The sequence below is a fragment of the Desulfobacter hydrogenophilus genome (genome assembly GCF_004319545.1).
GTDB classification, from domain to species: domain Bacteria; phylum Desulfobacterota; class Desulfobacteria; order Desulfobacterales; family Desulfobacteraceae; genus Desulfobacter; species Desulfobacter hydrogenophilus.
This window is the reverse complement of sequence record NZ_CP036313.1, coordinates 3,199,368-3,226,060: the sequence shown is the minus strand read 5'-3', so window position 1 is coordinate 3,226,060 and position 26,693 is coordinate 3,199,368. Positions and strand designations below refer to the sequence as shown.

The following is a 26,693-nucleotide window of genomic DNA, read 5'->3' as shown; positions in this document are numbered from 1 at the left end:
TACTATTTTGAAACAACACTGAGCGTTGGGAGGAGGCCGGAATCAACTGTTGGTTTTGGCCTCATCAAACACTTTTCGAATGGTTTTGGCAAGATCGGTGGTGTTCACCGGTTTATCTAAAAAGGCACGGATCCCCTCGTTAAGCGCCTTTTGTTTAGAAATATTTTTACTGAAACCGGTACAGATAATAATAGGCAGTTCCGGCCGAATTTTCAACAGCATCATCGCCAGCTTTTCCCCGGACATTTTGGGCATGGTCGTGTCTGTAATGACCATGTCAAACGCATCCGGACCGGCCTGGAATATTTCCAATGCCGTCAGGCTGCTTGTTTGAACCATAATCGAGTACCCCAATTGCTTGAGCGCACGTTCTACCATTCGGGTAATCGATATTTCATCATCGACAAATAAAATACGCTCGGTACCAGTGGGCAGTTCTTCGATACCGTCGGTTAATTGGGGTTTTTTGATCTCAATTATGGGAAACAACACCCTGAAAATACTGCCTTTGCCAACCTCGCTTGAGACGGTTACCGCCCCACCGCAGCTGTATACAATGCCGTGAACCAATGCCAGGCCCAGTCCGGTTCCTTCGTCATGGGGTTTGGTGGTAAAATACGGTTCAAAAATTGAATCCATAGCATCGGGCATAATACCCTCCCCGGTATCGGAAACTACAATTTCCAAATATTTCCCAGGCGGTATTTCATACAGAGGGTTCACATTCAAGGGCGCTTTGATCTCAACATCTTTAAGTGACAGCATCAAGACCCCGCCGTTTTTCTCCATGGCGTAGGCGGCATTGGTGCACAGGTTCAATATCACCTGGTGGATTTGAGTCGGATTTCCCTTGATGAAGGATTTACTCTCGATGAATGGTTTAATTTCAATTGAAGAAGGGATTGATGCTTTTAAAAGAGATACAATTTCCTTCATGATAGATTTCACTTGGACAGGGACAATTTCTCCCCCTGACTGCCTGGAAAAAGCAAGAATTTGCTTAACCAGGTCTTTTGCCCGATGCCCTGCCGCATAAATTTCTTTGAGGTCATTTTGGATATTGCTGCCGTCCTCAACATCATAAAACGCCAATTCACAAAAACCGATAATGGCTGCAAGGATATTATTAAAATCATGGGCAATGCCGCCGGCTAAAGTTCCGATCGCTTCCATTTTCTGAGCCTGCCGCAGTTGGTTGGTTAGCTTATTTTTTTCAGTTTCTGCCTTTTTCCATTTTGAAATGTCCTGAATAACGCCGACAACTTTTCTTGGTTGACCATTATCATCCCTGAGAAGTTCTGCAGTAGACTTGATGGTCCTGACAGGCAGATCACCGTTAGCAGGATTGATTTCAAATTCGATATCATACGGCTTATCATATTGTATCAGGTCAGTAAGTGCTTTATGAACCCGTTCCCATTCGATAATGCAGGCCTCGATTTCATCAAGTGTAAAATTATCACATGCCGGGTCAAATCCATAAATCCGTTTTGCCTGTTCTGACGCCCAAATCCGATTTGTTGAAATATCATATTCCCAATTGCCCAGACGGCCGATCCGCTGAGCACTCATCAGCCTTTTTTTATTTTTTTCCAGCCCATATTCCACCTTTTTTCGTTTGGAGATGTCCCGGGCAATCCCAAAGACACCTATAAGGTCACCGTCGTTGTCATACATAGGGGCTCTGATCGTCTCAAAGATACCGGTGTCGCCGTTTGAAGCAAATGTCAGTATTTCCTCGTTCCTGCTGGGTTTTTCAAGTTTTAAGGCCTTGTTATCATAGTGGCGGAAAAAATCAGCCAAATCTTTATCTATAAAATCATAATCTTTCCTGCCGATAATTTCAGATTCTTTGGCGCCAAAAAACTGTTCAAACATTTGATTGCAACTCAAATACACACCATTTAAATCTTTCAGCCAGATTAAATCGGGAATTGTATCGATCAAATTTTGATGAAGGGCCTCAGATCGGGCTCTTGCCTTTTCAACCTGCTTTAACCGGGCAATGATTTCTGTTTTGACTTGATCTGATTTTACGATCATCCTATGTCGCCACCATAAACCCGTCAAAACAACGAAGCCTGCGAAAATTCCTGCGAATGTCAAAAAGCGTTTGGCGGTCCAAAAAGAGCCGGGGGTTGCAAACCATTTTTCGTAAATTATTTTAAACTCATCTGACGTCATTAACTGCTGTAAACCCGTCTCGAGTTTTTCAAGCAAAACTGGATTTCCCTTTGTTATGGCTATTGCCCGCTTGACTTCCATGATCGGGCCGAAACAATTTTTAATTTTACCTTCAAGTCCTGATCTTCTGACAACATTCAACACATGCTCCGACGGATAGACAATAGCATCCACCGTACCTGACAGCAGTGCCATAATCATTTCTTCCAACGATGGATACACCTGAAGCGTTACATCAGCATTGATCTTTTTTTTAATGAAATCAACACCTATATTTGTTTCAACTGCCCCTATTTTTTTACCTGAAAGTCCGGCCATAGAATTGACACAAGGGGTTGTTTTACGAAAAAAAACACCCAGTGAAGCGGTTTCATACGGTGTTGTAAAATCATATTTTTTTAACCGTTCATCAGATATACCGCAATTGGGGAAAATGATGGTTTCAAATTTTTCAGCCTGTCTATTTGCTTCGGCCCAGGTTTGAACATTGATGTAATGGATATCCATGTCGCTCAATTCAGCGACCTTGTCCAGGATGTCTATTGCAAATCCCTCTGGCTGGCCTGTTTCTTTGTCTATTGAGTATTGTAAAGGCCAGTCCTCTAAAACAATGGCAACGACTTGGGATGAATCAGTTCTTTCCATAGAATGGACATCATTCAGCACAGAACAAAACAGAGATATTGCAACCATTGAAATGAACAATTTTGGCATACGAGTTGACCCCCTTGTTTTAGATTCGTTGCCGAAAGCAAAAGATTGAAACGATGCTCTTAAAATCAAAAGAACGGACAACACATTAAAATATCGAATTAAATTATGAACTTTTTAAGTACACCATTAACATAAAAAAATCCATTATTTTTAAATGATACGATATTCCGTTGCGAATAAAGCGAAACCCGGGATCAATCTGTTTTTGCTTCTTGACAGCTTTGGCATGATCAATATCACCCCGGGCTCCTTTTTTCGGAGGTCGACTCTTTCGATCGCATCTATATCATGTGTAGAATTTCAACCACTATGGACTGGAAGTCTATAGAATGGCGGGCTAAAGCCCGTTTCGACTGAAAGTCGCTGATGTAAAGTGTGCCGCTGCGCGAATCATTTTTATACGACTACGAGAACCAAGGATCGAAGCCCATAGCTTGATTCCTTAATGCCTATAACAATAATGCACTAAAAGTCTTGGACTAAAGTCCATAGTTTTGACTATAGATTGGGATAAAATGGAAATTCCTATACTATTAAAATGCAAATTCCTATACTATTGAATTAGATTTAGAGTTGCCTGATGTTAAAATTTTGAATGTCTTCCGCGATAGCAAAGGAAACTATGTCATTGAACTTCAGAGCAGGAAAAAAAGGGCATCTGCAGAAAATGGGGAAGAGAAACTCAACGCTTCATAGGCTATGATGAATGGATAACGATTAGGCACTTGCCGATTTTTGGACGAAAAGTGTATTTAAAAATTCGGCAACGTCGCACTCAATGCTTAGAATGCGATAACGAACCGACAACAACAGAACGATACCCATGACGTATTCCCGGGAAATCTTACACAAAAGGCGGCTAGCAACTTAAAGCGGGACAGTTTGAACTGGTTGATGAAAGTTTTTATAGCACATAAGCTTCAAAATAAGGTCTCCCGGAAGATGCTTATTCTACGGGGTGTCCCGGCTTAAATCGGTGGCCCAAAAGGCATATAGAGATCATGTCTTGAAGTGCTTGATAAACAGTACAATTGGGGATGTTTGCCTGAAAACCTAACCGAACACTAAATAGGGGATTTAAAATGTTTGAACGATTGAGATTTCTTTATAACCGTATCGGCGAAAAACTTTGGGTTAAGCCACTTATCACCTGCGTGCTCTCAATAATGATTGTGTTTCTGATAAAGCAAGTGGACTATTACGAAATCGATCAGCTTGTTCCCGAGATTAATAAAAACTCGGTAGAGACGTTGCTTTCCATTATCGCCTCAAGTATGCTGGCAATTGCCACCTTTGCTGTCGGATCAATGGTCTCCGCCTATAATTCAGCCGGCAGCAGTGCAACGCCGCGCTCTTTTCCGCTGATTATTTCCGATGACGAATCCCAAAATGCACTTTCTACCTTTATCGGCACATTCATTTTCAGCGTCATCGCACTTATGGTTTTAAAAAATGGATATTACGGTAAATCAGCTCGTTTTATGATATTTGCTTTGACATTAATTGTTCTTGGTGCGGTTATTGTTACTTTTGTTCGCTGGGTTGACAGTATTGCCCGTCTTGGGCGTCTCGGCAGAATCGTCAATAAGGTGGAAAAAGCAACAGATGATGCTTTGCAGCGAAGACGATTAGCACCCACCCTGGGTGGTGTTCCTTCGGGGCAGCTTAAACCTGTGGGACAGGCCGTTTATGGAAATTCGATTGGATATGTCCAGCGCATAGAGATGGCTGGTTTACAGGGTACTGCAGAAAGATTGCAGCTGCAGATTATGGTGGATGCTTTACCCGGTACCTTCGTAGCGCCAGGCAGGGTTCTTGCTTATGTTACCACAGATTCGGGAGCTCTGTCAGAAAAAGACACTGATCAGATAGCGAAAACGTTTTTGATCGGTGGGGACAGGACCTTTGATGAAGATCCTCGATTTGGCCTCGTCGTTCTCTCAGAAATTGCCATTCGAGCATTGTCGCCCGCCGTCAATGATCCCGGTACCGCAATCGATGTTATCGGGACGCTTGTGCGGCTTTTTACGCATTGGAGTAAAACCGTTGAAGATGATGACAGTCGAGACTTTAAATATGATCGGGTAATGGTGCCGGAAATATCATTATGGGACATGTTTGATGATGCCTTCAACGCCATTGCCCGTGAAGGGGCTGGCGCCATTGAAGTAGTGGTGAGATTACAAAAGGCCTTTCAGGCGCTGGCATTAATCGGAGACCCCAAAATTCGGGAGGTGGCAATATTTCAAGCCCGCTTGGCACTTGCCAGGGCTGAGCTATCACTGAATCTCCCAGAAGATCTCGATATTGCAAGGAAAGCAACCAAACTTGTCGGGACCTTTTGACAAAATCAATCAGCCGACAAAAATACCAAAGGCAACAAAGGAGCCCTCACCAGCACCCCATCGCATTTTCCCGGCCATCATCAACAAGTACAAGCTCCTGACCGGGCATGAAGGCCTGGGTCCGAACAGTGGTGGCCCATTTGAGTTGATGCCCTTGGATAAAGGAGTTAGAATTCCTCCAATTTTTTTCCTTCATTGGCGGCCTGGATCATTTCATCGAGGGCATCAAAAGCCAGTCGAAAAGAGACCTAAGTCTGGGGTCCTTCCCGGACCAGTATGGCACGAACCTTGAGTCAAGGAACATCCTGAACTTTTTCCGCCTGAAATCGCCTTCGGATACAAAAGTGAAGGAGATCAGAGTCTCAAAAAAACTGAAATTAAAAATCCGAAGAATAGTCATTTCTGGTATCAGTTACACAATAAGGCCGTCTTTTGCCATGCCCGATATGACTGGATTTGTAAAAAATGTTGAAAAGTCATTATTTTTGCGTAAGTTTGCCGTTCCATTTTGGGGTTTGGGTCACTGTTTCGGAAAAAATCCCATGTATTGGTATCGTCTTGAAGCAGCCGTTGGCCGGTGGCTTTTTCAGCGTTAATTTATCTTGCAGTAATTTGGAACAGAATCTAAGCCAATGCACTTTCGTCACCGCCATCCTGGGTGAAGAGACAGGAGGAACCTGTAGCATCTCTTAGGCTCCATAAAAATTCAGCATCAAACTTCTCAGGAAGAGGAAAGACATTTAAATCAGCTTCCGGCGCTGAACTGGCATAACGACCAAAATCTCCGTCAGCGACATGGGCAGCCGTATGAGCCGGTAACCTGGCAAGACCGACAAGCCTGGCAAGAAACTTTTCAGCCTTTTGTTTCTCTGCTGCGTTGCTTACCGCACCGATCACAGTGAGATCGGCGTCCCAACTGTCCATCATCCGGTAAGCAAGCAGGATAGCTAGATCGAGATTAACAAATTCCATTTCCAACTCCCAATGAGGACCCATATCAGGAATCCATAAATTGACACGGTTACGACGGCCAAGACCGGCATCATCATGTTGAACGAATACGGCAACACCCATTTTCTGACGTTTGGCTTCCGCAATGAGATCGGTGAGTGATTCGTGAGTGTTTTTATCTTTAGGAAGATTCATTAACAGCAGATTCGGACGGAAAAATGATCCTCCAAGGGCCTGTAAACCGACTTTGACCGCTGCAGGATAGTCGTCTGATTCCAATATTGTTGCAGAAGTGAAAATGCCGTTATCCACAAATGCCTGTTGGGAATCGAGAAGTCTTTTTTGTAATGAATCAACTTCACCAGCCCTGGAAACACCTAATAGTTTTATTGATCCCATGGGATATGCAAGATGGTTAATAAGTTCGAAGGCACCGCGAAGACGTTGTGGGTCTTCAAGTGCAATGAGTATGTTCGGTTTCCACGCCCTCTCGGATGTTCCTTGAATCATCTTGACCTGCTTGGCTCCCCATTCCGCGACTGCCGTAAACATACCGCTTCGTACATCACCAAAAGGAGAAGTGAGTTTACGCCGCATGAGAACGAAGTAGAGAGCCGTCACCAGAATTATTGAGACCAAACTGAAGACAGGGTTAATAATAAACATTGAAAACAAGCAACCTGTCAACCCTATGAACGGCACCATCTTCGGAATGCGTAAAAGAGGACGAAAGCTCAACAAACGTAAACTTTGTTCAACTAATACAACAAGATTTATAGTCGCATAGGTAAGTAGAAAAATCATCGTGATGAGTGGGGCAATCGCATTCAGTTCGCGCAACATAATAGCCGCCAGCACTATAATGGTTGTAATAAACATTGCGTTTCGCGGCTCTCCTTTTTTAGTGCGCTTGGCTGTCCAGCGACTTGCAGGGACGATGCTGTGACTGCCGAGTGCCTGGAGAATACGAGGTGCACCAACAAATGACGCCAGAGCAGATGAAAATGTTGCGGCCAGCAAGCCGGCCAAGACGGCAGGCCCCCAGAAGGCACGATCAATCATTATTGTATAATTGCCGGTCAGTTCCTCAACCGTTGCAACGCGCATAAGCCAATACGCAATTCCCAGGTATACAAAGAGACTCAAAGCTATAGCGGCCATTGTACCCAGCGGAATGGATTTTCTTGGATCCTTGAGATCTCCGGACATATTTGCCCCGGCCATAATACCAGTAGATGCAGGAAAAAATACGGCAAAAACAGCCCAGAAGGTTATACCTGAAAAGTTATTTTCCGGCGATCCGGGAAATTTTCCCCACCATTCGATCGGATTAGCCATAGGCCCCCGTATGGCGGCGACTCCTACAGAGAGATATGATAACCACAGCCAGGATAAGGTACTGAACTTTGAACGCAAGACTGGTACTGATCAGAGTAATTCCAAAAATTAATGCGAAGGCAGCCAGGTCTATAACAAGCGGTGAAAATGACGGAAATCCCATGGAACTCGCAGCCCACTCCCACCCGGCACGGAAACCGAAAATGTACATTACCACTGCGAGAGCTTGTGAAAAATAGAGCGGCACACCAATGGCTCCACCCACTTCCAGGCCCAGGGATTGTGAAATCATGGAAAATGCGCCACCGGGTCCGACTCTGATGTTAGTCACAAATGATGACATGGAAAGACCGGTGCATCCGGTAATAGCAAAAGATAAGCCGATGATCAGCCAGGCACCCGCCAGTCCGGCATTACCAACAACCCAACCTTCCCTGAGAAAAAGAATAACACCAAGAATTGTGAGCAGAGTGGGAGTGAACACTCCGCCGAACGTACCATATTTTGTCGACTGTCTGGCTTCATGTTCCTCTGTCTGTTGCTGAACATCCTTTGCTTCCTCCCCCCCTGCGCTTTCGAATTGTTCAACATTCGATTTTTCTGTCAACGAATTCCCTGCTTGGATTTCATTGCCTTCGGTGTCGTTTTCTAAAGAACTTAATTTTTCTTTATCCATACAAACCCCTTTTTAAGTTTTTAGGTATTTGTACATGATTACCATATTATTTTGTAATCTCAGGTGTTCTCATCAGACCGCATCTCGTCCTTTAATTTACTGAAAAAGAACAATGTTATAACATTTAAAAAAGAAAGCATGACAGCGATTTCATATCGGTTAACTACAACAGCTACTCCGATTGCACCTGTATTCCAAATACTCGCAGCTGAAGCAGTGCCACTAACCTTGTCCCGGTCGGTTAAAATAGCTCCCCCACCAATAAATCCGATACCTGTAAGTATCCCCTGGATTACCCGTGCCTCTCCACCCGTGCTGTCAATTACGGATATTCCGACAAGCATATAACCGCAGGTAACAACAGCCACTAAAGGAAAAGTGCGCAAACCAAAATTACGACTACTGCGCTCACGATCCCAACCGATTGGTAAGGCCAGTAAATAGGCAAAAACCAAATGGAGCGAATGATCATAGACCAGCTGCCATTCAATTTGAAAATTTTCCATAACTATTGTCTCCTTAGAGAGTCCCTGCTAAAAATTCGTTCTACTATAAATATCGACGAGTTAATCAGTATTTTTTTACGAGTCTTTCAGCACTCAATTGCCGGAACATCAATTGGTTCATATGCATAAATATTTTTTCACCGCAACATAACTTAATTGCCAGGAACAAAGGAGTTCAGCATATAGGTCAGATCACTTTCCCGGGAAGGGTATGGTGCAAGGATACATTGTTCATGAAGCTTATGAACAGATATATTGTTTTTCATTGCCAGTGAAAAGGTTTGGATCATACCTGATGCGTTGTCTGAAAGAATATGTGCCCCCAGAATCTGTCCCTGATCCCCGACCAGTATTTTGTAGGCGGCGGATGTTAATCCCACCCGTTTGTATGTGGGCCATTCCAGCCTCATGTTCTGGTTTTTCCTGTATGAGATTGCCTTTTCTTCCAGTTTGTTTTCAGTTTCGCCCACCATACCGTACTGGGGATAGGTAAACAGAAGTGATGGGACTGATGAATATGCCACAGTGGCACTTGCCGCCATCCCGCTGCGCCGTTTTTGGATATTTTGAGCAGCCGCACCAGCTTCGGCATCGGCCACCCGGGCCAGCTGAATCGTATCCGCACAATCTCCTACGGCATAAATTCGGGGGTTGCTGGTGGTCATGAAACGGTCAACTGAAATTCCTTTTTTTGAATATGTAACGTCAGCATTTTCAAGATCGAGATCATCAATCGCCGGAGAACGGCCGGCACCATGAACCACAATATCGGTGTCAAAAACACCGTTATCCGCAGTGTGAACCCGCATTTTTTCCGAACCTATTTTTTCAATGCCGGTAACTTCCACCTGACAATGGACTGTAATATTTTCCGGGGCCGATGCCTCGGTTAACAAGGCGACCATCTCTTCATCAAATGGGCCAAGGGGCCGGGGACCTGCTTCCAATATAACGCAGCTGCTGCCTGATGGGCCAAGGCGGGCTGCAAAATGAGCAAATTCAAAAGAAATAAAACCGCCTCCCACAAAAAGAATTCTGCGGGGCAGCTTTTCCAGTTCCAAAAAGCTCTGGCTGTCCAATGCCAGTTCCATACCTGGAATGGGTAAAGATGCAGGTGCAGCACCGGCAGCCACAATGGCGTTGGTCATCGTATAATTGGTACCCTCCACGGACAGACTTTTCTCTCCGGTGAACCGCGCATGCCCTCTGATGAAATCAATCCCTTTCTCTTCAAGCCTGGTAACGGTATTTTCAGGGACTTTTTGCGTAAATTTATTTTTGGCATTGAGAAGCTGACCCCAATCCCCCTGTGCAGGCGTTTTTATACCAATATTTTCCATATGTCTGGACCGGGCAACGGTCTCAGCGCCTTCGTAGAAATATTTTTTTGCTTGACATCCCCGCAGGGCACATGTTCCACCAGGTTGCGGGCTGTGTTCCACCAGCCCTATTTTAAAACCCGCATCCCTCAGCCGGTACGCAGCGGTCTGTCCGGCAGTTCCAGAGCCGATTATCATCACATCATATTCAGGCATAATGCTTCCTTTCTGATCATCATCATTCTTTTTATCCACAAAGCTCTTACACGGTCGTTTGATGTTCGTCATCGTTCAGGTCCTCCCCCGAATATTGTCTTTTAAGGTGTTCAGGGGTGGCGCGTGGCAATAATATATTCTCTCCAATCTAATGTGGTCTGGTTTTGAGTATGGTGTAAATCAGCCACAGCCCCAGCACCACGGATACGATATAACCGATGACCCCGAGTGCGGGAAAACCGAAAAGAAACGGACCGACCCCGGTGGTGATGATCATGGATGATCCCATGATGATGGCCCCGGTGATGATACCCGCCGTCAAGCGGTTTGAGGCACTCTCCAGGCTGTCGACCAGTTGTTCAAGCTTTTCCAGGCGAAACCTGAATCCCAGTCTGCCCTGCTCGAGTCTGCCGACCACCCGGCCTAACTGTTCAGGTATCTGCCGCTGTGAATACCAGAGGGACGCCAATGAATTGCGTACGCTCCGCCATATCACCTCCGGCCTATACCGTTTTTTTACCAGGCCGTGGACATAATCGCTGATTTCGGAAACAATATCGAGTTCAGGATAGACGAGCCGGGCCGAGCCCTCGGCCGTCACCAGGGCTTTGACCATTAGGCTCAGATTGGACGGCATGCCTAAATGATGCGCTCTCATCAAAGCGGTCATGCTCATCAAAAACTGGCCCACGTTGATATCCTTGATGGGCACGGCATGGTAATTGTCCAGAATTTCCATGAGTTCCCGTTCAATTCTTCCGGCATCAACGTTACGACCGCCGGTATGGCAGATTCTCAAAAAAATATGCACCAACGCTTCGCTGTCCTTTTCCACAAACGCCTTGAGCAGCGAAATCAGCTGAAACCGATCTTTTTCGGTAAGCCTGCCCACCAATCCCCAGTCAATGACACACAGGTTCATATCTTCGGTAATCAGCAGATTGCCGGGATGAGGATCGGCGTGAAAAAAGCCGTCATCAAGTATCTGTTTGACCAACACCTTCAGCCCTTTTAACGCAATCCGCTCCCGGTCCCATCCCGACGCCGAACACAGTCCTTTGAAATTTTTGCCCCGGATCAATTCCATGACCAACACCTTGTCATTGGAGTATTGTTCATAGGTAACGGGAATAATATAGCTTTCCTCGGAAACATAGGAGCGCGCAATTTCCATATTGTTCCGCTCCTGTGTAAAATCAAGTTCTTTGATCATGTTCCGGCGGGTCACGCGAACCAGTTCAGGCAAATCATAAACCTGCAGGTCTTCAAACTGCTGATCCAGAAATCCGGCGATGCCCTCGAGTATGTCCAGATCGAGTTTTATTGTTTTTTCAATGTCCGGACGCTGCACTTTTACGGCGACAAATGTTTTCTCCCGGCGAAGAACCGCCTGGTGTACCTGGGACAGGGAAGCGGCGGCAATCGGTTCCCTGTCAAAACGGGAAAACACGTCCCTGATCGGCACCCCCAAATTTTCCCGGACCACCGACTCAATGTCCGGATATTCAGCAGCCGGAACGTCATCCTGAAGCTTTTCCAGTTCCGCCAGAACTTCCTGGGGAAGCAGGTCGGGACGCAGGCTCATGATCTGTCCGAATTTTATACAGGTGGGACCGAGATCTTCAATGGCGGCTCGAAACCGCTCATAACCGCTTTTGCCGGTCTCCACGGGATGCATCTTTCGAAGCAGATCCGATCCCGGCACATCCAGACGCAGAACAATATCATCAAAGCCGTATTTCGCTAAAATGGCAACAATATCCTTGAACCGGCCAAGTTTTCTCAAATCATTTATCTGCATAAACCCTCTCCTAATGCGGCGATTGCGGACCCGCTACCGTCCATTGCGGCCCTTTCCGGCCAGGATTGTCCGTCAGAAACGGTCTTTTTCCAGCACAGCTCTCAATCAACATCTGATCCTGTAACTACCAGTTTAACGATTCAGCTTGTTTTTTAAATCCAGCAATACCTGTAATTAAGAATACGAATTCATGTATTATGCTCGCGGCCTACTGCAGCGCCCGGACCGTCGTTACAGAACTTTCCCGGAGCAATATGATATTACCTGCGTATATCTTTCCTGAAAATGCAGATGTATGCTGAAACCGAATATCAACCCCAACCTGTGAGGACAAAAAAAAAGATGAGTGACCTTTTTCTGGAGGCGGTTGTGAGGGCAGCCGTTAGTGCAGTGAACGGTGCGCTGGCAGATGTGGGAATCAATGACGATTTTATGAAAAAATTGTGTTTCCGACGGATGGTTGGCAGGACCGCCTCCTGGGGCCAGCCCCCCCCCCCATGGCAGCCAAGCTATTGTCATAAGGGGCAAAACCGCCCGTGGAAACGGCAGCGAAGATATACAGTACAGCATCCCACCAGCCGGTCCCAAGGGCCGCCAGCACAAGAATGCTGACCAGGGTCAGAACCCCGTACACCAGAAGAACATGTTTGACATGTGAGCGGGTGGTGCCGACAAGATCGTCATTATAATCCGCCAGATCGCCCAACCGCCTGGCAGTCTGGCCCGGCTTTATCAACACGGCCAACGCCAACACGGCAATACCCAAGCCCCCATACTATTGCATCCATGCACGGGCAAACAAAAACGTGGCGGGTTTGTCCTCAACCGTGAAAATCCACTGCCTATCGCGAGAAAAACAACAAGAACCAATAGGTATCTCACGCTGATGGCATAGTCTCCCAAAAACAGGGAAGTCGTTAGGGGAACCAGGACCAGGACGGCCAGAACAAGATTGAGATGGCCGAAGTATTTCAAAACGACTGAAAACCGAACGCTGTAAGATAGTGACTGCATAGGGGTTCATTCCTGAATCATGGTTTTAGCCGGTGGCTGCCAAGATCAATTGTCAACGCAAACGCCTTCTGCTTGGGCTTTTATCTGTATCTTCTCAAGGTCCATCTGCTTTTATTTATTTTTACCGGAGTCAAACTCTTTTTCCGCGCCAGGCCGTTTACGGTCCGCGTGGCATTGTGGTACGCCCTGACAAGGTCCCTGCCGCTGATGACGGCCACCACCCATTTCCCGGCCACTTTTTCCAGTGTCTGCCGGATATTTTCGTCCAGGAACGCCTTGTCTGGATCATTGAAAATAGGTGTCAGAGTACTTTTTGCCTGATATCGATTTGAGCTGTTTTTAACATAGAATAACGATACATTTTTTTTTTGCCTGTTATGCAATACATAATAACCCTCATATTGGGATAATTTTTCTATTTATGAATTTTTGATCCCATGACAGCCAGGTGAAAAAAGTAAATTTAACCGAACTGCATACCGGGACAATAAGAAAATGGTGGTTTTTCACCATATGATCAATTTTCAGAGTCTGGTATGGTTACAAAAAATGGCAGCTTACTGGATAATATCTGATAATAAAAGGAAAAGGGGCAAATCAAACATGTAAAGATACCCAGTAACATGCATCTGGCAGATATTGACTGCCCAGATCAAGAATCTCATTGTATTGCTTCTGGCTATGGCTGCAGGGTGTCTTTCATTCTCGGGCAGTTCCTGGAAGGGATCGCCATACTGGTGGCTTTGATCATCAATGTGGTCATCGGGTTCGGCACTGAGTTGCGGGCCGCACGCTCCATGGAAGCATTACAGCAGATGACCAGAAGGCATGCCAAGATGCTGCGCCAATCAAAAATCCAGAAAATTGATGCCGCCAAACTGGTTCCCATAGACATTCTGGTTCTGGAAGGCGGGGATATGGTTCCGGCTGATCGAGGCCAACTGGATTAAAGCCGATGAATCCGTCTTGACCGGAGAGTCTATGCCGGTGGACAAGGATGTGGCGGCGCTGGCCGAAGACACCCTCCTTGCAGAGCGGAAAAACATGCTTTTCAACGGCACCGCTCTGACCCATGGATTAGGCAAAGGCGTGGTGGTAGCCACCGGTATGTCCACCCAGCTGGGGCATATTTTCCGGCTGGCCGAGGGCGCGCAGGAAGAAGTTTTGACACCGCTGGGTGAATGGACTCATTGCGGCAGCCCTGGCAATTGTGATGATTGCAGGAAATATATGGATAACAAAACGGTTGTCCGGCAAAGGGGAAAAAAAATAACATGCATATCGTTCTATGATCAAATGATGTTGCGCATTTACGAGCGGGGTATAATCGAACGGTTTGATATTAGGGCTAATTTAAGTATGCCGGTTCTCCCAGGCTGGTCGAAGACCTGCAATCGGTTGACCGGAATTGCACTCCCAAATGGGGAGACACAACACAACAAAGGAGATAAGATATGAGTATGCAAGAAGCCTACGAAAAGAAACTGCAGAGCAAATTGGATGAATGGAATGCAGAAATTGACAAGCTTAAAGCCAAGGCTGATTCAGTCGAAGCAGATGCGCAGCTGGAATATAACAAACAGATTGAAGAGCTGCGGGCCATGCAGGATGAGGCCGGTAAAAAGCTTGATGAACTCAAGGGAGCCAGTGATGACGCCTGGGAAGATCTCAAAGCCGGCATCGACAGGGCCTGGGATTCTCTCAGCAGTTCCATCAAATCGGCTACATCACGTTTCAGTTGATAAGGACAAAACAAAATTATTCATAATTTTATATTAAGGCTCCCCATTCGCTTATTTTGAAATCAGAAAAGCCAATTTATAATCATGGGGAGTCATTATTTGCCTAAAAAAAGACAATCCTGAATAATTTTAGTTTTTAATTCTTATATGGTTTGTTTTTTGCATATAAAAATTATGATTTTGCATTCCAAATATGACATAATTTTTCTGAGCAAGAGTATTATAACACAATATATTGTGTGTAAAAATTAACAAAACACTAAAAAAAATAAGCGAATGGGGAGTTAAGGAGATAAACTATGAGAAAAAAGAGGTTGATTCTAAGCATGATTGTAGTGATGGTGTTATGCTTTATGCCAACTGTACAAGCGCAATCCGGCAATGACACCGTCACTGCCCAGGATGTTAAAAAAGAAACAAAGCAGCTGATCAACACCCTTCAGCAATACACCGTTGACCAACGGGACCAGGCAGTCAAGGAGGCCAATCAGGCAATCAAAAAGGTCGACGCACGAATTGACGCACTGGAAAGCCGCGTTGACAATGAGTGGGACCAGATGACCCAGACAGCCCGTGAAAAAGCCAGGGCCAATCTGAAAACGCTGCGCCGACAGAGAAATGAGCTTGCCGAGTGGTATGGAAGCTTCAAAAACAGTTCTCAAGGTGCATGGGGACAGATGAAAAAGGGATTCTCAGACGCCTACCAGGCGATGAGCGACTCCTGGGAAAAAGCCAAAAGCGAATTTGATACTGACAACAAGTAGCGTTACTTCATCAAAACGCCTGTTTGGATTTTAAACATAAATAGGTAAATCTTGAATGCAGAAGACCGACAAGGAAAAATCCAGGAAGAAACTGGAACGTCTGGCCCATTATCTCGACAGTTTAATCAAGGTGCCAGGATTCAATGCGCGGTTTGGTCTTGACGGATTGATTGGCCTTATTCCCGGGTTTGGCGATACGATCGGAGCGCTCATTTCCAGTGTGGTCATTTCAGAAGCAGCCCGTTTGGGCGCACCAAAGGTTCTGCTTCTGAAAATGGCCTTGAATATTGCCCTTGATGCACTTGCAGGCACTGTGCCGGTGCTGGGAGACCTTTTCGATTTTGTCTGGAAGGCAAACCAGCGCAACGTCCATCTGCTCGACAGCTATCTTGCCAATCCCCGGGAAACCGTTGTCACCAGTCGACTGTTTGTCTGGGGGCTTGGTGCGGTACTAATAGGATTGGTGATTTTTGTCGGTATGCTTGGATTTTTTCTGGTTCGTGCTTTTTTGAACGTGTTTGTTGGTGTGGTCTGATGCTTTGAGAATAGATGTTCCTTTCGAAATCTCAGCAGAACGCAATATAAGGAGGAAAAATATCAAAAACGTCCTGAACAAATACTGGCAATTAGGATATGGTATTTTCCAGATGTCGTTCAAGGAATTTGTCCGGGACCGGTGCAGCCTGCAGGCATCTGCCTTAACCCTGTATACCCTGTTGTCCATTGTACCGGTTATGGCCATGGCATTCGGCATTGCCAAGGGTTTTGGTTTCCAGAAATATCTTGAAACCCGGATACTGTCTTTGTTTGCCGGCCAGGAACAGATCATCCAGAATGTTCTGACTTTTTCCGTCAATCTGCTGGAGAGAACCAAAGGCGGGCTCATGGCCGTGCTGGGCATCATCTTTTTGATGTATGCGCTGATAAAGATGATGGGCCACATGGAAGATATATTCAACCGGATCTGGCGGGTCAGGGGAAGCCGCCTTCTGATCCGCAAAATTACTGATTATATTTCCATTGCCATGGCTGCCGGGCTGCTGGTGATTTTTTCCGGCAGTGCCACCATTTTTGTCACCGGTTATCTGGAAAAATTCATGGTAATCCTTGATCTTCCAGTCAGCTTGGGCCGTCTGCTTTCTTTTGGTTTGAATATAATTCCATTTTTGACTGTCTGGATCGTATTTACCTTTTTTTATATGTTTATTCCCAATAAAAATGTGAATATCCGAGCCGCTCTGGCCGGAGGTGTAATTGCCGGCACCATTTTTCAGCTGGCCCAGATAACCTATCTGAAATTCCAGGTGGGGGTCTCCACCTATAATGCCATTTACGGCAGTTTTGCAGCCATACCGTTGTTTTTGTTCTGGTTAAATGCGTCCTGGACCATTGTGCTGTTCGGCGCTGAAATATCCTTTGTCTGGGAACATTTTGATGTGCTTCAGACAGAAGACCCGGAATATGAGCACATCAGTGTGCGGATGAAAAAATTGATCCTCCTCAGAATAGCGGTTTTTTGTGTGAAACGGTTTGCCCAGGGCAGAGCGCCGGTGACATCCTTATCCGTTGCCGATCATCTCCACCTGTCTGTGAACATTACATCGGTTTTTATGAAAAAACTGGTCCACAGCCGCATTCTGTTCAAAGTGAGTGCCCCTGAACCCGGCTTTACCCCGGCCCGGGACATTGAATGCATGACTGTCATGGATGTTGTTACAGCCTTTGAAAATATGGGAAAAGATGATCTGTATCTGGGAGACACACTGGAGTTGACAGCGCTGGAGCAGAGCCTGGAAACTTTTGCGGCAGCTGCCAAGCAGTCTTCCGGGGAGCGCCTCCTCAAAGATATCTGATTGATGACACCTTTCAGCGGCTAGCAGAGCATATCTTCCATCACTTTCGTGGTCCACCAACAATCCAAAGAAGAAACCCCAATACGGGGAGAAAAAGTATCAGAAGGGTCCAGAATACTTTTTCCCTGTTGATACGGAGCTTTCGATTGTCTTTACGATAGCCCATATATCTGCGATTAAAATAATCAGCCCGAAAAGACCGCCTACTTCCATTCCCATGTTATCCTCCTTGTATGTGTGACTTGGGTTCCCAGTGGTATTCACCTTTTTTATATTTCCATCCAGATCAATCAGGTCAAATAAAAAATTTGGTATATAGAAAGGATAGTCTTCCCAGGCCTATAAATGAATCGGTAAAAACTTGTGTCTCGGATGAAATAAAGCTGTAAAGGCCAGGTGCATGCTGAAACGGTTAAAATGAGGTAAAAGCCTCATTTATCTCGATGGATTTTTCTAATACACTATTACTCGATGATCTAGTATTCTTCTGTTACATGATATAATATATTTATTTATGGACTTTCGAGACAGAAAAGGGTGGGGGAAAATGACCGCACAACCACAAAAAAAAATAACACCGACAGAATATCTTGCCCTTGAAAGAAGTTCTTTGGATATTAAGCATAAATTTTTTGACGGTGAGCTATTTGACATGGTTGGAGCAAAAAAAAAAATCACATCTATATTAATGCCAGCCTTACAGGGGAACTAAGAAATAAATTCAAAGCTGATAACTCCACCTGTAAAGCAGTTTCTAATGATATGCGTATGAAAATTTCAGACAACTATATTTACCCTGATATTCATTCATTGTGGTGATGCAAAGTTTGAAGATAGTGAATTTGATACGCTGATAAACCCGGTTGTCATCATGGAAATTCTTTCAGATTCAACAGGAGCATTTGATAGAGGGAAAAAGTTTACTTATTACCGGACAATCCCGACACTTCGAGAAGATATCCTTGTTTCTCAAGATGAATATCATGTTGAACAATATATACGCAGCGATGAGGGCAAGTGGGAATATCATTCTTACGAAGGTGCAAACCAGGTTTTAAAGATGGAATCCGTTAATTGCGAATTGCCATTGTATGAAATTTATTGGGATATTGAATTTGAATCAAAATAAGCGGCAGCCCTCTATGAGCAAATGATGGCTGAAGTGGGATATATAAAGGTATCATCATCTGGACAAAAAGGAGAGGCCCCCCCATATCCATACTTATGTTTCAGATCATGGTAGCCGTGACCGAATTTGAACAATCCCTGATTAAGGAACGGCAACTGGAAGGGAGCAAAAAAGCCAGAAATAATTGGTATTTCTGGCCCTATATTGGTGGAGGCGGCGGGAGTTGAACCCGCGTCCGAAAACAATCAACCCAAGCTTCTACATGCTTATCCTGAACTTTAAAATTGGCCGGGAAGTCTCCTTCAGGAGGGATACAAACCGGTGTATCCTGAAAAATTTAACTTTTAGAACTCAGGAAATTCCAAAAGCGGTCTTGCAAAGTCGACGCCCTGACCTGAATCTGCAAGAAGGATGTCAGGAGGACGGAAGCCGCCTTAAGCAGCTACAGCGTAGTTATAATCGTCTGCGATTATGTTTAAAACTTGCCAAGTTTACGAGTTGACAAACACTCGACATGCTACCATGGACATCAAAATCTCCGTCGAAACCATTACGCCCCCAAATTGTAAAAGATCAAAAGAACCTTAACTAATATAATACCATAAAGGTTGAAGTCAAGGATTTTATCATCAAGAATATTTTTTCCTTTCACGATCCATATCCCGTTTAACATCCCGCTGCTTAATGGATTCCCTTTTGTCGTAAAGCTTTTTGCCTTTACCAAGGCCCAAGAGTATCTTTATTTTGTCATTTTTAAAATAAATTTTTAACGGTACCAGGGTATACCCCTGTTCTTTTATTTTGCCGACAAGTTTTTTAATTTCATGACTATGCAACAAAAGCTTCCGGGTGCGCAGGGATTCATGATTGGCATTATATGCGAACTCATAAGGAGAAATGTGGAGCCGACGCAAAAAAACTTCTCCGCGCTTAATATCTGCGTAAGAATCCTTGAAACTGACCCTGCCCTCCCTAATGGCTTTAACCTCTGAGCCCACCAGTACAATACCGGCTTCATATTCATCATCAATGTGGTAATTGTGCCGAGCTTTTTTATTGTTGGCAATCAGTTTGGTGTACTGTGCGTTCATGGTTTATTCCTCGTTATCCTTGTAAGGCAGAAGGTCCCTGTATTCCGTTTGGATATAATCAACAATTTTCTGAACCGTTTGAAAGCCAAAGATCGTCTGAACATCTTTACGTGCTTTTGAAACATTCATGGACCGGATCATTTTTTTTATGACAGGGATGGCACCGGCGTTCATTGACAAATTGGTCAGTCCCAAACCAAGAAGCACAGGGATATTAATGGCGTCTCCTGCCATTTCACCGCACATAAACACTTCAATATTTTTTTCGGCTGCCGCATCCACGATGAGGCGGATCATTTTCAGTACCGCAGGGTTTAATGCCTGGTAAAGATGCGCCACCCTGCGATTACGCCGGTCAATGGCCATGGAGTACTGAATCAAATCATTGGTGCCGATACTAAAAAAATCAACGTATTCGGCAAGTTCCCGGGCCATCATCACGGCGGAAGGCACCTCAATCATAATTCCCAAAGGAATATCTTTATTAAATATTTTGTCTTCGGACTCAAGCTCAATAACGGCCTTGTCAATACATGACTTTACGCCAATAATTTCCTCAACACAAGAAATCATAGGGATAAGAAGATTGATATTACCAAAAGCCGCAGCCCGTAAAATGGCTTTGATCTGGGCGATAAAAACGCCTTCATTCTCCAGACAAAACCTGACGGCCCTCAAACCTAATGCAGGATTGGCCTCTTTCACCGGATCTATATATGGATTAAATTTATCCCCGTTGATATCCAGGGTCCGGATGGTCACCGGCGCCGGGTGCATTAGTTCCGCAAGCTCCCCATATTTTTGCAGCATTTGGTCCTCGGTGGGTAACCGGTTTAAATCCAGACATAAAAATTCCGTTCTGAATAATCCGATACCAGCCGCTTTATTGTCCTTGGCAGACACCACCTCTTCCACAAGTTCTATATTGGCAAGAAGATTAATGGGTATCCCGTCGGCAGTGATTGCAGGCAGATGGCTATCCCGTTCAATATCAGCCCGGTAGGCTGCAAACCGCGCCATCTTATCTTCATATCGAAACAGGGTATCTTCATCCGGATTAATGATAACAATTCCGGCGGAACCATCTACAATGAGGATAGCATCATTATTGATATTTGCCGTGGCATTGCCAAGTCCCAACACCGAAGGAATTTTAAGGGATTTTGCCACGATGCTTGTATGGGAGTCCTTACCGCCCCTGTCCGTTATGAATCCCTTGATATGCTCAAGCTGGATCTGGCTGGTATCTGCGGGGGAAAGGTCATGGGCGACTATGATGACGCGTTTGTTGATTTCGCTAATCCGAATTTCAGCTTCACCCACCAGATAAGTCATTATCTTGTCTGAAACCTGAATGATATCATCACCCCTGGCCCGAAGATACGGATCATTGATTTGATCAAACATCCGGCTGATACGCCTGGAAACCCGGCGAAGCGCCCACTCAGCATTAACATGATCACTGGTAATGGTATCAATGGTTTTTCCGTAAAGCATCTTATCCTTGAACAAAACCATATGGGTTTCAAGGATATTCAGATTCTCACTTAAATCATCCCCAAGAGAATCAATAGCCCTGGCATGGTCTTTTTTGGCTTTATCCACTGCATTTTTAAACCGGTCTATTTCATTAGGAACCATATCCGGGCTTACAGGATAGCGTTTAATAAGGTTAACACCCTCCCGGTCAACAAGATAAGCCTTTCCAATACAGATACCGGGAGAGCCGCTGAGACCCCGGAGAGTGATTTGATCCGTAACGGTTCTATTCATTTTCATTTTCCCCAAATCCGATATCAAAGAAATCTTTTATCTTATCTGCCAGGTTAGTATCTTCTTCTTTTTCCGTAAAAATAGTCACCTTTGTTCCTTTAACCGCACACAGGGATAAAATTTCGATAATACTTGCGGCATCCACAATGCTTTGTCCATTAGACAACCAGATGCCGCCACCGGCGTCCTGGGCCATTCCGGCAATTACTGCTGCAGGCCGCGCATGCATTCCTAAGTCATTGACAACAGTTACCTGCCGCAATACTGAATATTGAAAATCCAAGTTTATAGTCATTCCAAATGATTTTTGATTTTTTTTCTGTCACCAAAAAATAATAAATTGAAAGTGTTAACCGACCAACTTGATCAGTTACCACAAATTGGATAGTATATACCACATTTAATATATTTTAGCCAGTTGGGTTAACTGCCCTGAACCTGAAGCCTGAACCGTTCCAAGAGGAGTTGAACATGAGAACACCCAAGACCATTCAGTATCCCATTGATGATTTCAAATCCGGCGAGTCATGGCGCCTGTTTAAAATTATGGGTGAATTTGTTGACGGTATAGACGAACTTCATGACCTGGGACCTGCCATATCTATTTTCGGTTCCGCGAGAACGGCCAAGGATCACCCTGATTATGAAACGGCAAGAAAGACAGCAGCCTGTTTTGCAGCCGGCGGTTATGCGGTCATTACGGGTGGCGGTCCGGGTATAATGGAAGCAGCAAACCTAGGCGCATCAGAGCAAAACGGGGAGTCCGTAGGTTTAAAAATCGCCCTGCCCTTTGAAGAAAAGGGCAATGCATATATGACCCGGTCTTTGGACTTTAATTATTTTTTTATCCGCAAGGTCATGTTTGTAAAATACGCCCAAGCCTATATTATTATGCCGGGAGGACTTGGCACCATGGACGAAATGTTTGAAACGCTGACGCTGGTCCAGACCCAGCGTATCCGAAAAATGCCTGTCATTTTAATGAATAAGGAATTCTGGGCAGGACTTCTGGCGTGGATCAAAAAAACACTTACCGGAAACGGATTAATCTCGCCCGAAGATATGGACCTGTTTTCATTAGTTGATACCCCGGAACAGGCACTTGAAATAGTCGATAACTTTTACAAACGAACTTAGAGCCTGCTTAAAGATTAGAGAATCGAAGCGAAATCTCATGAGAAGGAGAACCAATGTTCTCAAATTTTCTGTTAATAGCCGGACTATTGGCCGAACATTTGGGGGAGATTGGGGCCATTCTCATGTGATTGCAGCCGATTCATCTATTTTTAAACAGGCTCTTAGTATTTTGCTAAAATCAAATCATCATTGAAGCCCCCCTTCTTGGGACATGAAAAACGGTGTTTTCGGGCAACTGCTTTAAACCAAGCCCTGTGCAGATATGTTTTTTAACCGGTTCAAGATCCGCCACCGGTATTTTAAGTATAGTGGTGCGCAAAAACATCTCTTCCCAGGAGTTCAGGTAAATCAATGTAAAATCTGAAATTCTGCCGCTGGGTCTTTCCGCATAGAAATTGACGGAAATAAAAAGACTTGTAATGAATGACCTTTTTTTTAATGCATCAAAACTAAACGATTTTGCTAATTCAGGAGTAAAAAAATCATACATGGCCCTGTAAAGTTTTTCAATGCTGTCGTGGGAAACTTCAGTGGGATTAGGCGCCATGGTCAAAAAAGTGTGGTCCGTATAAAGATGATTGTGAATCAGCCAGGCTCCAATCTCTTCCACCGAATTTGCCGTGAGTATAGATTCTTCATCCATCCCGGTCTGGATAGAGGGTTTATGGATCAATTCCCACTGGCCGTATCTTTTTCCGGACGGAACCAGGTATCTCAGATAAAGCTTTGAAAAATGACGATCTCCACTTGAAATTAAAAGCAGTTTTTTAATTTTACCCGGCTTATCCTGGAACTGAATGTCCACCTTGCGCTCAAGGACCATACGATCCTGCTCGGAAATCGCCAGCTCGGCATCATCCCTGAACCGGCTTTTAAGGTCCGTGTACCGTGTTATCATATACTGTTCTATGGTCAAGGAAAGGCGGTGAATGGCGGCATAAGGCCAGGATTTAAACCGGCCGATCTCAAACACCTTCTCCTGGGTCCACTCCCATTCCCGCAGGCACCTTCCCAAAAGGATGCGTCGCAGGCCAAAAACACTGGAATCCAACTCCGATTGTTTTGTAATTCCCAATTTAAGAAAAAAACAGGTGAGCAAAAGCTTGATGGAACGAGTATCTCCCGACTTCATATAAAACTGAATCATGGTATTGAGCAAAATAATATAGGAATCGTTCTGCCCCGGCTTCAGATGGGTCCCTGAATTCATCCATTCATTTTTATACTCATTGCACAGCATGGGTTCCCGGCCATAGGTATTTATGTATTTTTCCAGCAAAGCCATTTTAATAACTGATTTAAAAGGGCTTTTCAGCCACTTAAACATCTGCCAGATAGACGCGCCAAAATATTCATTTCGTGGTACGGCATGAATATCACCCAGGTCAATATACCGTTTAGTACCGGGCAGACGATTGATGCAGTCAAAAATCAGATTATAGTAATTGATACTGATGCTGGTTGGAAGCGCCGTCCACAATGGTAGCCTGCCTGCCACATGGATCATGGTCCGGTAAAACTCCTCCTTGAGCAACCGGGCCTGGGCAGAGCCTGAACTTTCCTGGGAGGAACCGCCAAAGTCATTATCACGAGCTTTGAAAATATCCACAAGAAAAAAGGTGACCTGAATTTTAAACCGATCCAGAGCCATGCCTTCCAGGGCATCAAATTTCCGGCGCAAAAGATCGATTGCCTGGCCACCCAACCGTTTTTCATCTATACAAATCCAATAATCAATGTCGGACTCGGCAGTCTGGGCAACAGACCCAACACTTCCCATGGAATATATCGCAAGAATGCAAGGATCCGGATGCCGGCGGATGAGAACATTGGCGCCTCCCAGATATTGCCGGCCAACCCGTTCGACCTCCCTTGAAGGCAAATAATCTGCCACGCCACAAGGCGTTGACGACGGAACGTTGCTGGTTTCCGGCATCGCAATATTTTCATGGAGCAATAAAGGAAGAAGTTGAAAAAAATCCGCCTGTTCCGGCTTAAAGATATCAAAGGCAGCCAGAAGACTCAATTTATTCTGTTTGAGAAATTTTGCCTGTCCGAAATGAATAAACTCACAGAAAATGAGCATGTTGATTTCATTAACTACCCTGGGATCAATTCTTGGCAGGTCATTGAAGCTGAGTTGGTATTCCCTGTCATTATAATTTAGATCCCGGGTACGCAGATCCATGGCCGCATGCGATGCAAACCGGCAAAACCGGGCCCTCGCATTAGTGAAATCCGCCATATGAAGCCAGGCATTAGCAAAGGAAAGGCCTGATAGTCGCGCATGTGCAAAAACAGCACAGGTCAAATTTGTTTCGTTAAAAGAAGATTTTGCCATGATTGCCTCAATGAACAGAGCATCGCTCATGTCTGCCCCATTGAAATTACAATTATAAAAAGAGGCGTTTTGAAAACTGCACTGACTGAATTTTGTATTTTGGGCAGATACATTGACAAAAACAGCATTATCAAAACAGGTCAAATCAAACACAGCCCCATTCAGATTCATATTGTAAAACAGGGTATTGCGGCATATACCGCCTGACACATGAATGCCTGTCATCAACGTATTAACAATCTGTGCATGGGTCAGATTAAGAACGGATCGGGTTAAATCCAGCCCGGACAGATCCAGGTCCCGAATAACTGCTTTCTCGAGATCCAGATCCTGGGGAATAATCCGCTGCTTTAAATCATCCAGTTTTTTTTGGACCGGATCCTTGAATATGGATTTGAAAAAGGTGACCATGGATTTTTTTTCGGGCATTTGTGTCTGGATGTCCTTAAAAGGAGCGGCAATACTTTTGCGTTCCTTGAGCAGCAGACTTTGGGTTTTTACCATGAGCCTGTCCACTTCTTTCCTGATCCGGTCCGAGCCGCAAAGACCTACGTTCTCTTTTAAAATCCTGACCACCCGTTCCGGACGTTTTTTTATCATCCCGAAAATACATGCCAGGTTGATATCATAATTTTCACCCTGATAGGCATCCTTATTCAGGGCAATGTCCTGGAGCGCAAAAAAGGAGAGTCTGGACAGCGCCGAAATTTCCATGTGGATGATGGGAATAATGGAAGCGTTCGTATTTCGAACTATCTCCATGACCTTGTGAAAAGGATGTCTGCCGGTCACAACAAGGGCTTTAAACGCGCTGACGGCCTCATTGGTTTTGGCGTGCTGAAGCCGCTGAAGCACGGGCTCGAACAGTTCCGGGTACAGCCCAAAGGATGAATTTTCAATCAGACCGTATACAGCCATCCTGATCTTTTTTACGGTTTCTTGGGCCAACGCTTTTTTAAAAACTCGTAAAGGCACCTTTGATCGCATCATTGAGATGGCTTTAAGGCCGGCAATCCTATCTTGATAATCCGGGGACAACAGCTCATTCTCTTCTATGAGTAAAGGGTTTCGCAACGATGCGTCAATATTATTCAAATAAGGGTCAACATCCCGGCCCCGGTCAAACAGACCTGCATAGTACCAGGTCACGGCCTGACGCTGCTTAACGCCGGCAAGCACATAGCGAAACAAGCCGGCAAAACGCAGACGGACAGCAGGATTTGCCTGCAGATATTGATCGGCAAAAGTCAAACGAAGCCGGTCATCCAGATTCTTGATACAATTTTTTATCACATCCTGTGACACCCGTTCCAGGTAAATGGCTTTGAAGGCAAAAAAAGCGCCGACATTCCCAATATTCATAAGCGCCTGGATAAGGACGCTTTTATCTGAAAATGCCATTTGCATAAAGATCTTGCGGTAAATCAGGGCTGCCCCCTGAAATGCTTCGGCCTGTGCCTGTTTCAACGGTTTATTTTCCAGCGGTGTTTCAATATTCTTCCGAATAACAAAAGTCATTGAGGTTAAACTTTTTTTTCCCACTTCCCTTAAAGGGTAATGGGTTGAAAAAACACTGCTTAAAATTGGCAGAAGACCAAGGTAAACTGGTAATTGTGGCGCATGAAGGACCAGGTCCTTACGCTGTTGTTCATCAAGGTTCTTCCAATAACCATCAAAGGTTTGACGATCAAATCCAGGATTAGAGTCATCCATACTGCTGTGTCAACTCCCATAGTCCAGGTGGTTTTAAAATTTTATGTCATGCCGGGCTATATTTTAATTCAAATTTGGTATATGAT

At 44.9% G+C, this 26,693-nt stretch carries 23 protein-coding genes, 1 other RNA gene and 1 pseudogene; 10 read left to right on the top strand and 15 right to left on the bottom strand.

Annotated elements, in window-relative coordinates; genetic code table 11:
- Positions 1 to 42: 42 nt before the first annotated feature.
- Complete coding sequence (locus EYB58_RS14300) at positions 43 to 2,829, bottom strand: PAS domain S-box protein (protein ID WP_163354275.1); 2,787 nt, start codon at positions 2,827 to 2,829, stop codon at positions 43 to 45.
- A 725-nt stretch (positions 2,830 to 3,554) separates the two neighbouring features.
- Between EYB58_RS14300 and EYB58_RS24775 the strand changes: the two genes are divergently transcribed.
- Both EYB58_RS24775 and EYB58_RS14290 read left to right on the top strand, forming a co-directional pair.
- Positions 3,555 to 3,725, top strand: coding sequence for a transposase family protein (locus EYB58_RS24775; RefSeq protein ID WP_111953299.1), 171 nt, complete (start codon positions 3,555 to 3,557; stop codon positions 3,723 to 3,725).
- Positions 3,726 to 3,980: 255 nt separating this feature from the next.
- The gene (locus EYB58_RS14290) at positions 3,981 to 5,243 is read left to right on the top strand and encodes a DUF2254 domain-containing protein (protein ID WP_111953301.1); all 1,263 of its coding nucleotides are present in this window, start codon (positions 3,981 to 3,983) and stop codon (positions 5,241 to 5,243) included.
- A 46-nt stretch (positions 5,244 to 5,289) separates the two neighbouring features.
- Here the strand turns inward: EYB58_RS14290 and EYB58_RS23240 are convergent, their stop codons facing one another.
- From EYB58_RS23240 to EYB58_RS14260, 8 genes are all read right to left on the bottom strand, one after another.
- Positions 5,290 to 5,439 carry a hypothetical protein gene (locus tag EYB58_RS23240; protein ID WP_163354273.1) on the bottom strand — a complete coding sequence of 50 codons (150 nt, stop codon included), beginning with the start codon at positions 5,437 to 5,439 and terminating at the stop codon, positions 5,290 to 5,292.
- Positions 5,440 to 5,867: 428 nt separating this feature from the next.
- Positions 5,868 to 7,532 (bottom strand): amino acid permease, encoded by a 1,665-nt coding sequence (locus EYB58_RS14285; protein ID WP_207309053.1) that lies wholly within the window; start codon positions 7,530 to 7,532, stop codon positions 5,868 to 5,870.
- Positions 7,525 to 8,208, bottom strand: coding sequence for a hypothetical protein (locus EYB58_RS24485; RefSeq protein WP_207309052.1), 684 nt, complete (start codon positions 8,206 to 8,208; stop codon positions 7,525 to 7,527). The genes EYB58_RS14285 and EYB58_RS24485 overlap by 8 nt, the downstream gene beginning before the upstream one ends.
- A gap of 59 nt (positions 8,209 to 8,267) precedes the next feature.
- Positions 8,268 to 8,714: an MgtC/SapB family protein gene (locus tag EYB58_RS14280; RefSeq protein ID WP_111953305.1), complete on the bottom strand. Its 447-nt coding sequence runs from the start codon at positions 8,712 to 8,714 to the stop codon at positions 8,268 to 8,270.
- A 152-nt stretch (positions 8,715 to 8,866) separates the two neighbouring features.
- Entirely contained in the window at positions 8,867 to 10,321 is a 1,455-nt protein-coding gene (locus EYB58_RS14275; protein WP_242637367.1) for a dihydrolipoyl dehydrogenase family protein, read from the bottom strand.
- Positions 10,322 to 10,397: 76 nt separating this feature from the next.
- Complete coding sequence (locus EYB58_RS14270; protein ID WP_111953307.1) at positions 10,398 to 12,050, bottom strand: ABC1 kinase family protein; 1,653 nt, start codon at positions 12,048 to 12,050, stop codon at positions 10,398 to 10,400.
- 430 nt (positions 12,051 to 12,480) lie between these two features.
- On the bottom strand, positions 12,481 to 12,789 hold the full coding sequence (locus tag EYB58_RS23235; RefSeq protein ID WP_163354271.1) for a hypothetical protein: 309 nt from the start codon (positions 12,787 to 12,789) through the stop codon (positions 12,481 to 12,483).
- A 355-nt stretch (positions 12,790 to 13,144) separates the two neighbouring features.
- Complete coding sequence (locus EYB58_RS14260; RefSeq protein WP_163354269.1) at positions 13,145 to 13,447, bottom strand: trehalose-phosphatase; 303 nt, start codon at positions 13,445 to 13,447, stop codon at positions 13,145 to 13,147.
- Positions 13,448 to 13,687: 240 nt separating this feature from the next.
- On the opposite strand from EYB58_RS14260, the pseudogene EYB58_RS25010 reads away from it, so the two are divergent.
- The 5 genes and pseudogenes from EYB58_RS25010 to EYB58_RS14230 all read left to right on the top strand — a co-directional run bounded on the left by EYB58_RS25010 (position 13,688) and on the right by EYB58_RS14230 (position 17,423).
- Positions 13,688 to 14,522: pseudogene (locus EYB58_RS25010) on the top strand (P-type ATPase actuator domain-containing protein).
- Positions 14,519 to 14,806 carry a sll1863 family stress response protein gene (locus EYB58_RS14245; RefSeq protein ID WP_111953317.1) on the top strand — a complete coding sequence of 96 codons (288 nt, stop codon included), beginning with the start codon at positions 14,519 to 14,521 and terminating at the stop codon, positions 14,804 to 14,806. The pseudogene EYB58_RS25010 and the gene EYB58_RS14245 overlap by 4 nt, the downstream one beginning before the upstream one ends.
- 353 nt (positions 14,807 to 15,159) lie before the next feature.
- Entirely contained in the window at positions 15,160 to 15,570 is a 411-nt protein-coding gene (locus EYB58_RS14240; protein WP_131072073.1) for a sll1863 family stress response protein, read from the top strand.
- Between the two features lie 55 nt (positions 15,571 to 15,625).
- Positions 15,626 to 16,105, top strand: coding sequence for a DUF4112 domain-containing protein (locus tag EYB58_RS14235; RefSeq protein WP_111953321.1), 480 nt, complete (start codon positions 15,626 to 15,628; stop codon positions 16,103 to 16,105).
- A gap of 112 nt (positions 16,106 to 16,217) precedes the next feature.
- Positions 16,218 to 17,423 carry a YihY/virulence factor BrkB family protein gene (locus EYB58_RS14230; RefSeq protein WP_111953323.1) on the top strand — a complete coding sequence of 402 codons (1,206 nt, stop codon included), beginning with the start codon at positions 16,218 to 16,220 and terminating at the stop codon, positions 17,421 to 17,423.
- A gap of 40 nt (positions 17,424 to 17,463) precedes the next feature.
- On the opposite strand, the gene EYB58_RS24770 is transcribed toward EYB58_RS14230, so the two are convergent.
- Positions 17,464 to 17,589: a PLDc N-terminal domain-containing protein gene (locus EYB58_RS24770; protein WP_242637365.1), complete on the bottom strand. Its 126-nt coding sequence runs from the start codon at positions 17,587 to 17,589 to the stop codon at positions 17,464 to 17,466.
- A 381-nt stretch (positions 17,590 to 17,970) separates the two neighbouring features.
- On the opposite strand from EYB58_RS24770, the gene EYB58_RS24580 reads away from it, so the two are divergent.
- The gene (locus EYB58_RS24580) at positions 17,971 to 18,135 is read left to right on the top strand and encodes a hypothetical protein (protein ID WP_306464074.1); all 165 of its coding nucleotides are present in this window, start codon (positions 17,971 to 17,973) and stop codon (positions 18,133 to 18,135) included.
- Positions 18,136 to 18,210: 75 nt separating this feature from the next.
- The gene (locus EYB58_RS24575; protein WP_341273394.1) at positions 18,211 to 18,552 is read left to right on the top strand and encodes a Uma2 family endonuclease; all 342 of its coding nucleotides are present in this window, start codon (positions 18,211 to 18,213) and stop codon (positions 18,550 to 18,552) included.
- 205 nt (positions 18,553 to 18,757) lie between these two features.
- On the opposite strand, the gene ssrA is transcribed toward EYB58_RS24575, so the two are convergent.
- The 4 genes from ssrA to EYB58_RS14195 form a co-directional block, all read right to left on the bottom strand.
- Positions 18,758 to 19,112, bottom strand: a transfer-messenger RNA (tmRNA) gene (gene ssrA, locus EYB58_RS14210).
- A 69-nt stretch (positions 19,113 to 19,181) separates the two neighbouring features.
- A complete protein-coding gene (smpB, locus tag EYB58_RS14205; RefSeq protein ID WP_111953325.1) occupies positions 19,182 to 19,643 on the bottom strand; it encodes an SsrA-binding protein SmpB in 462 nt (153 codons plus the stop codon).
- Positions 19,644 to 19,646: 3 nt separating this feature from the next.
- Positions 19,647 to 21,422 carry a phosphoenolpyruvate--protein phosphotransferase gene (gene ptsP / locus EYB58_RS14200; RefSeq protein ID WP_111953327.1) on the bottom strand — a complete coding sequence of 592 codons (1,776 nt, stop codon included), beginning with the start codon at positions 21,420 to 21,422 and terminating at the stop codon, positions 19,647 to 19,649.
- Positions 21,409 to 21,699, bottom strand: a complete 291-nt coding sequence (locus tag EYB58_RS14195; RefSeq protein ID WP_242637363.1) for an HPr family phosphocarrier protein — start codon at positions 21,697 to 21,699, stop codon at positions 21,409 to 21,411. Before EYB58_RS14195 ends, ptsP begins: the two co-directional genes overlap by 14 nt.
- Positions 21,700 to 21,887: 188 nt before the next feature.
- Between EYB58_RS14195 and EYB58_RS14190 the strand changes: the two genes are divergently transcribed.
- On the top strand, positions 21,888 to 22,553 hold the full coding sequence (locus EYB58_RS14190; RefSeq protein ID WP_111953331.1) for an LOG family protein: 666 nt from the start codon (positions 21,888 to 21,890) through the stop codon (positions 22,551 to 22,553).
- A 178-nt stretch (positions 22,554 to 22,731) separates the two neighbouring features.
- On the opposite strand, the gene EYB58_RS14185 is transcribed toward EYB58_RS14190, so the two are convergent.
- Complete coding sequence (locus tag EYB58_RS14185; protein WP_111953333.1) at positions 22,732 to 26,607, bottom strand: class I adenylate cyclase; 3,876 nt, start codon at positions 26,605 to 26,607, stop codon at positions 22,732 to 22,734.
- Between the last annotated feature and the right edge of the window lie 86 nt (positions 26,608 to 26,693).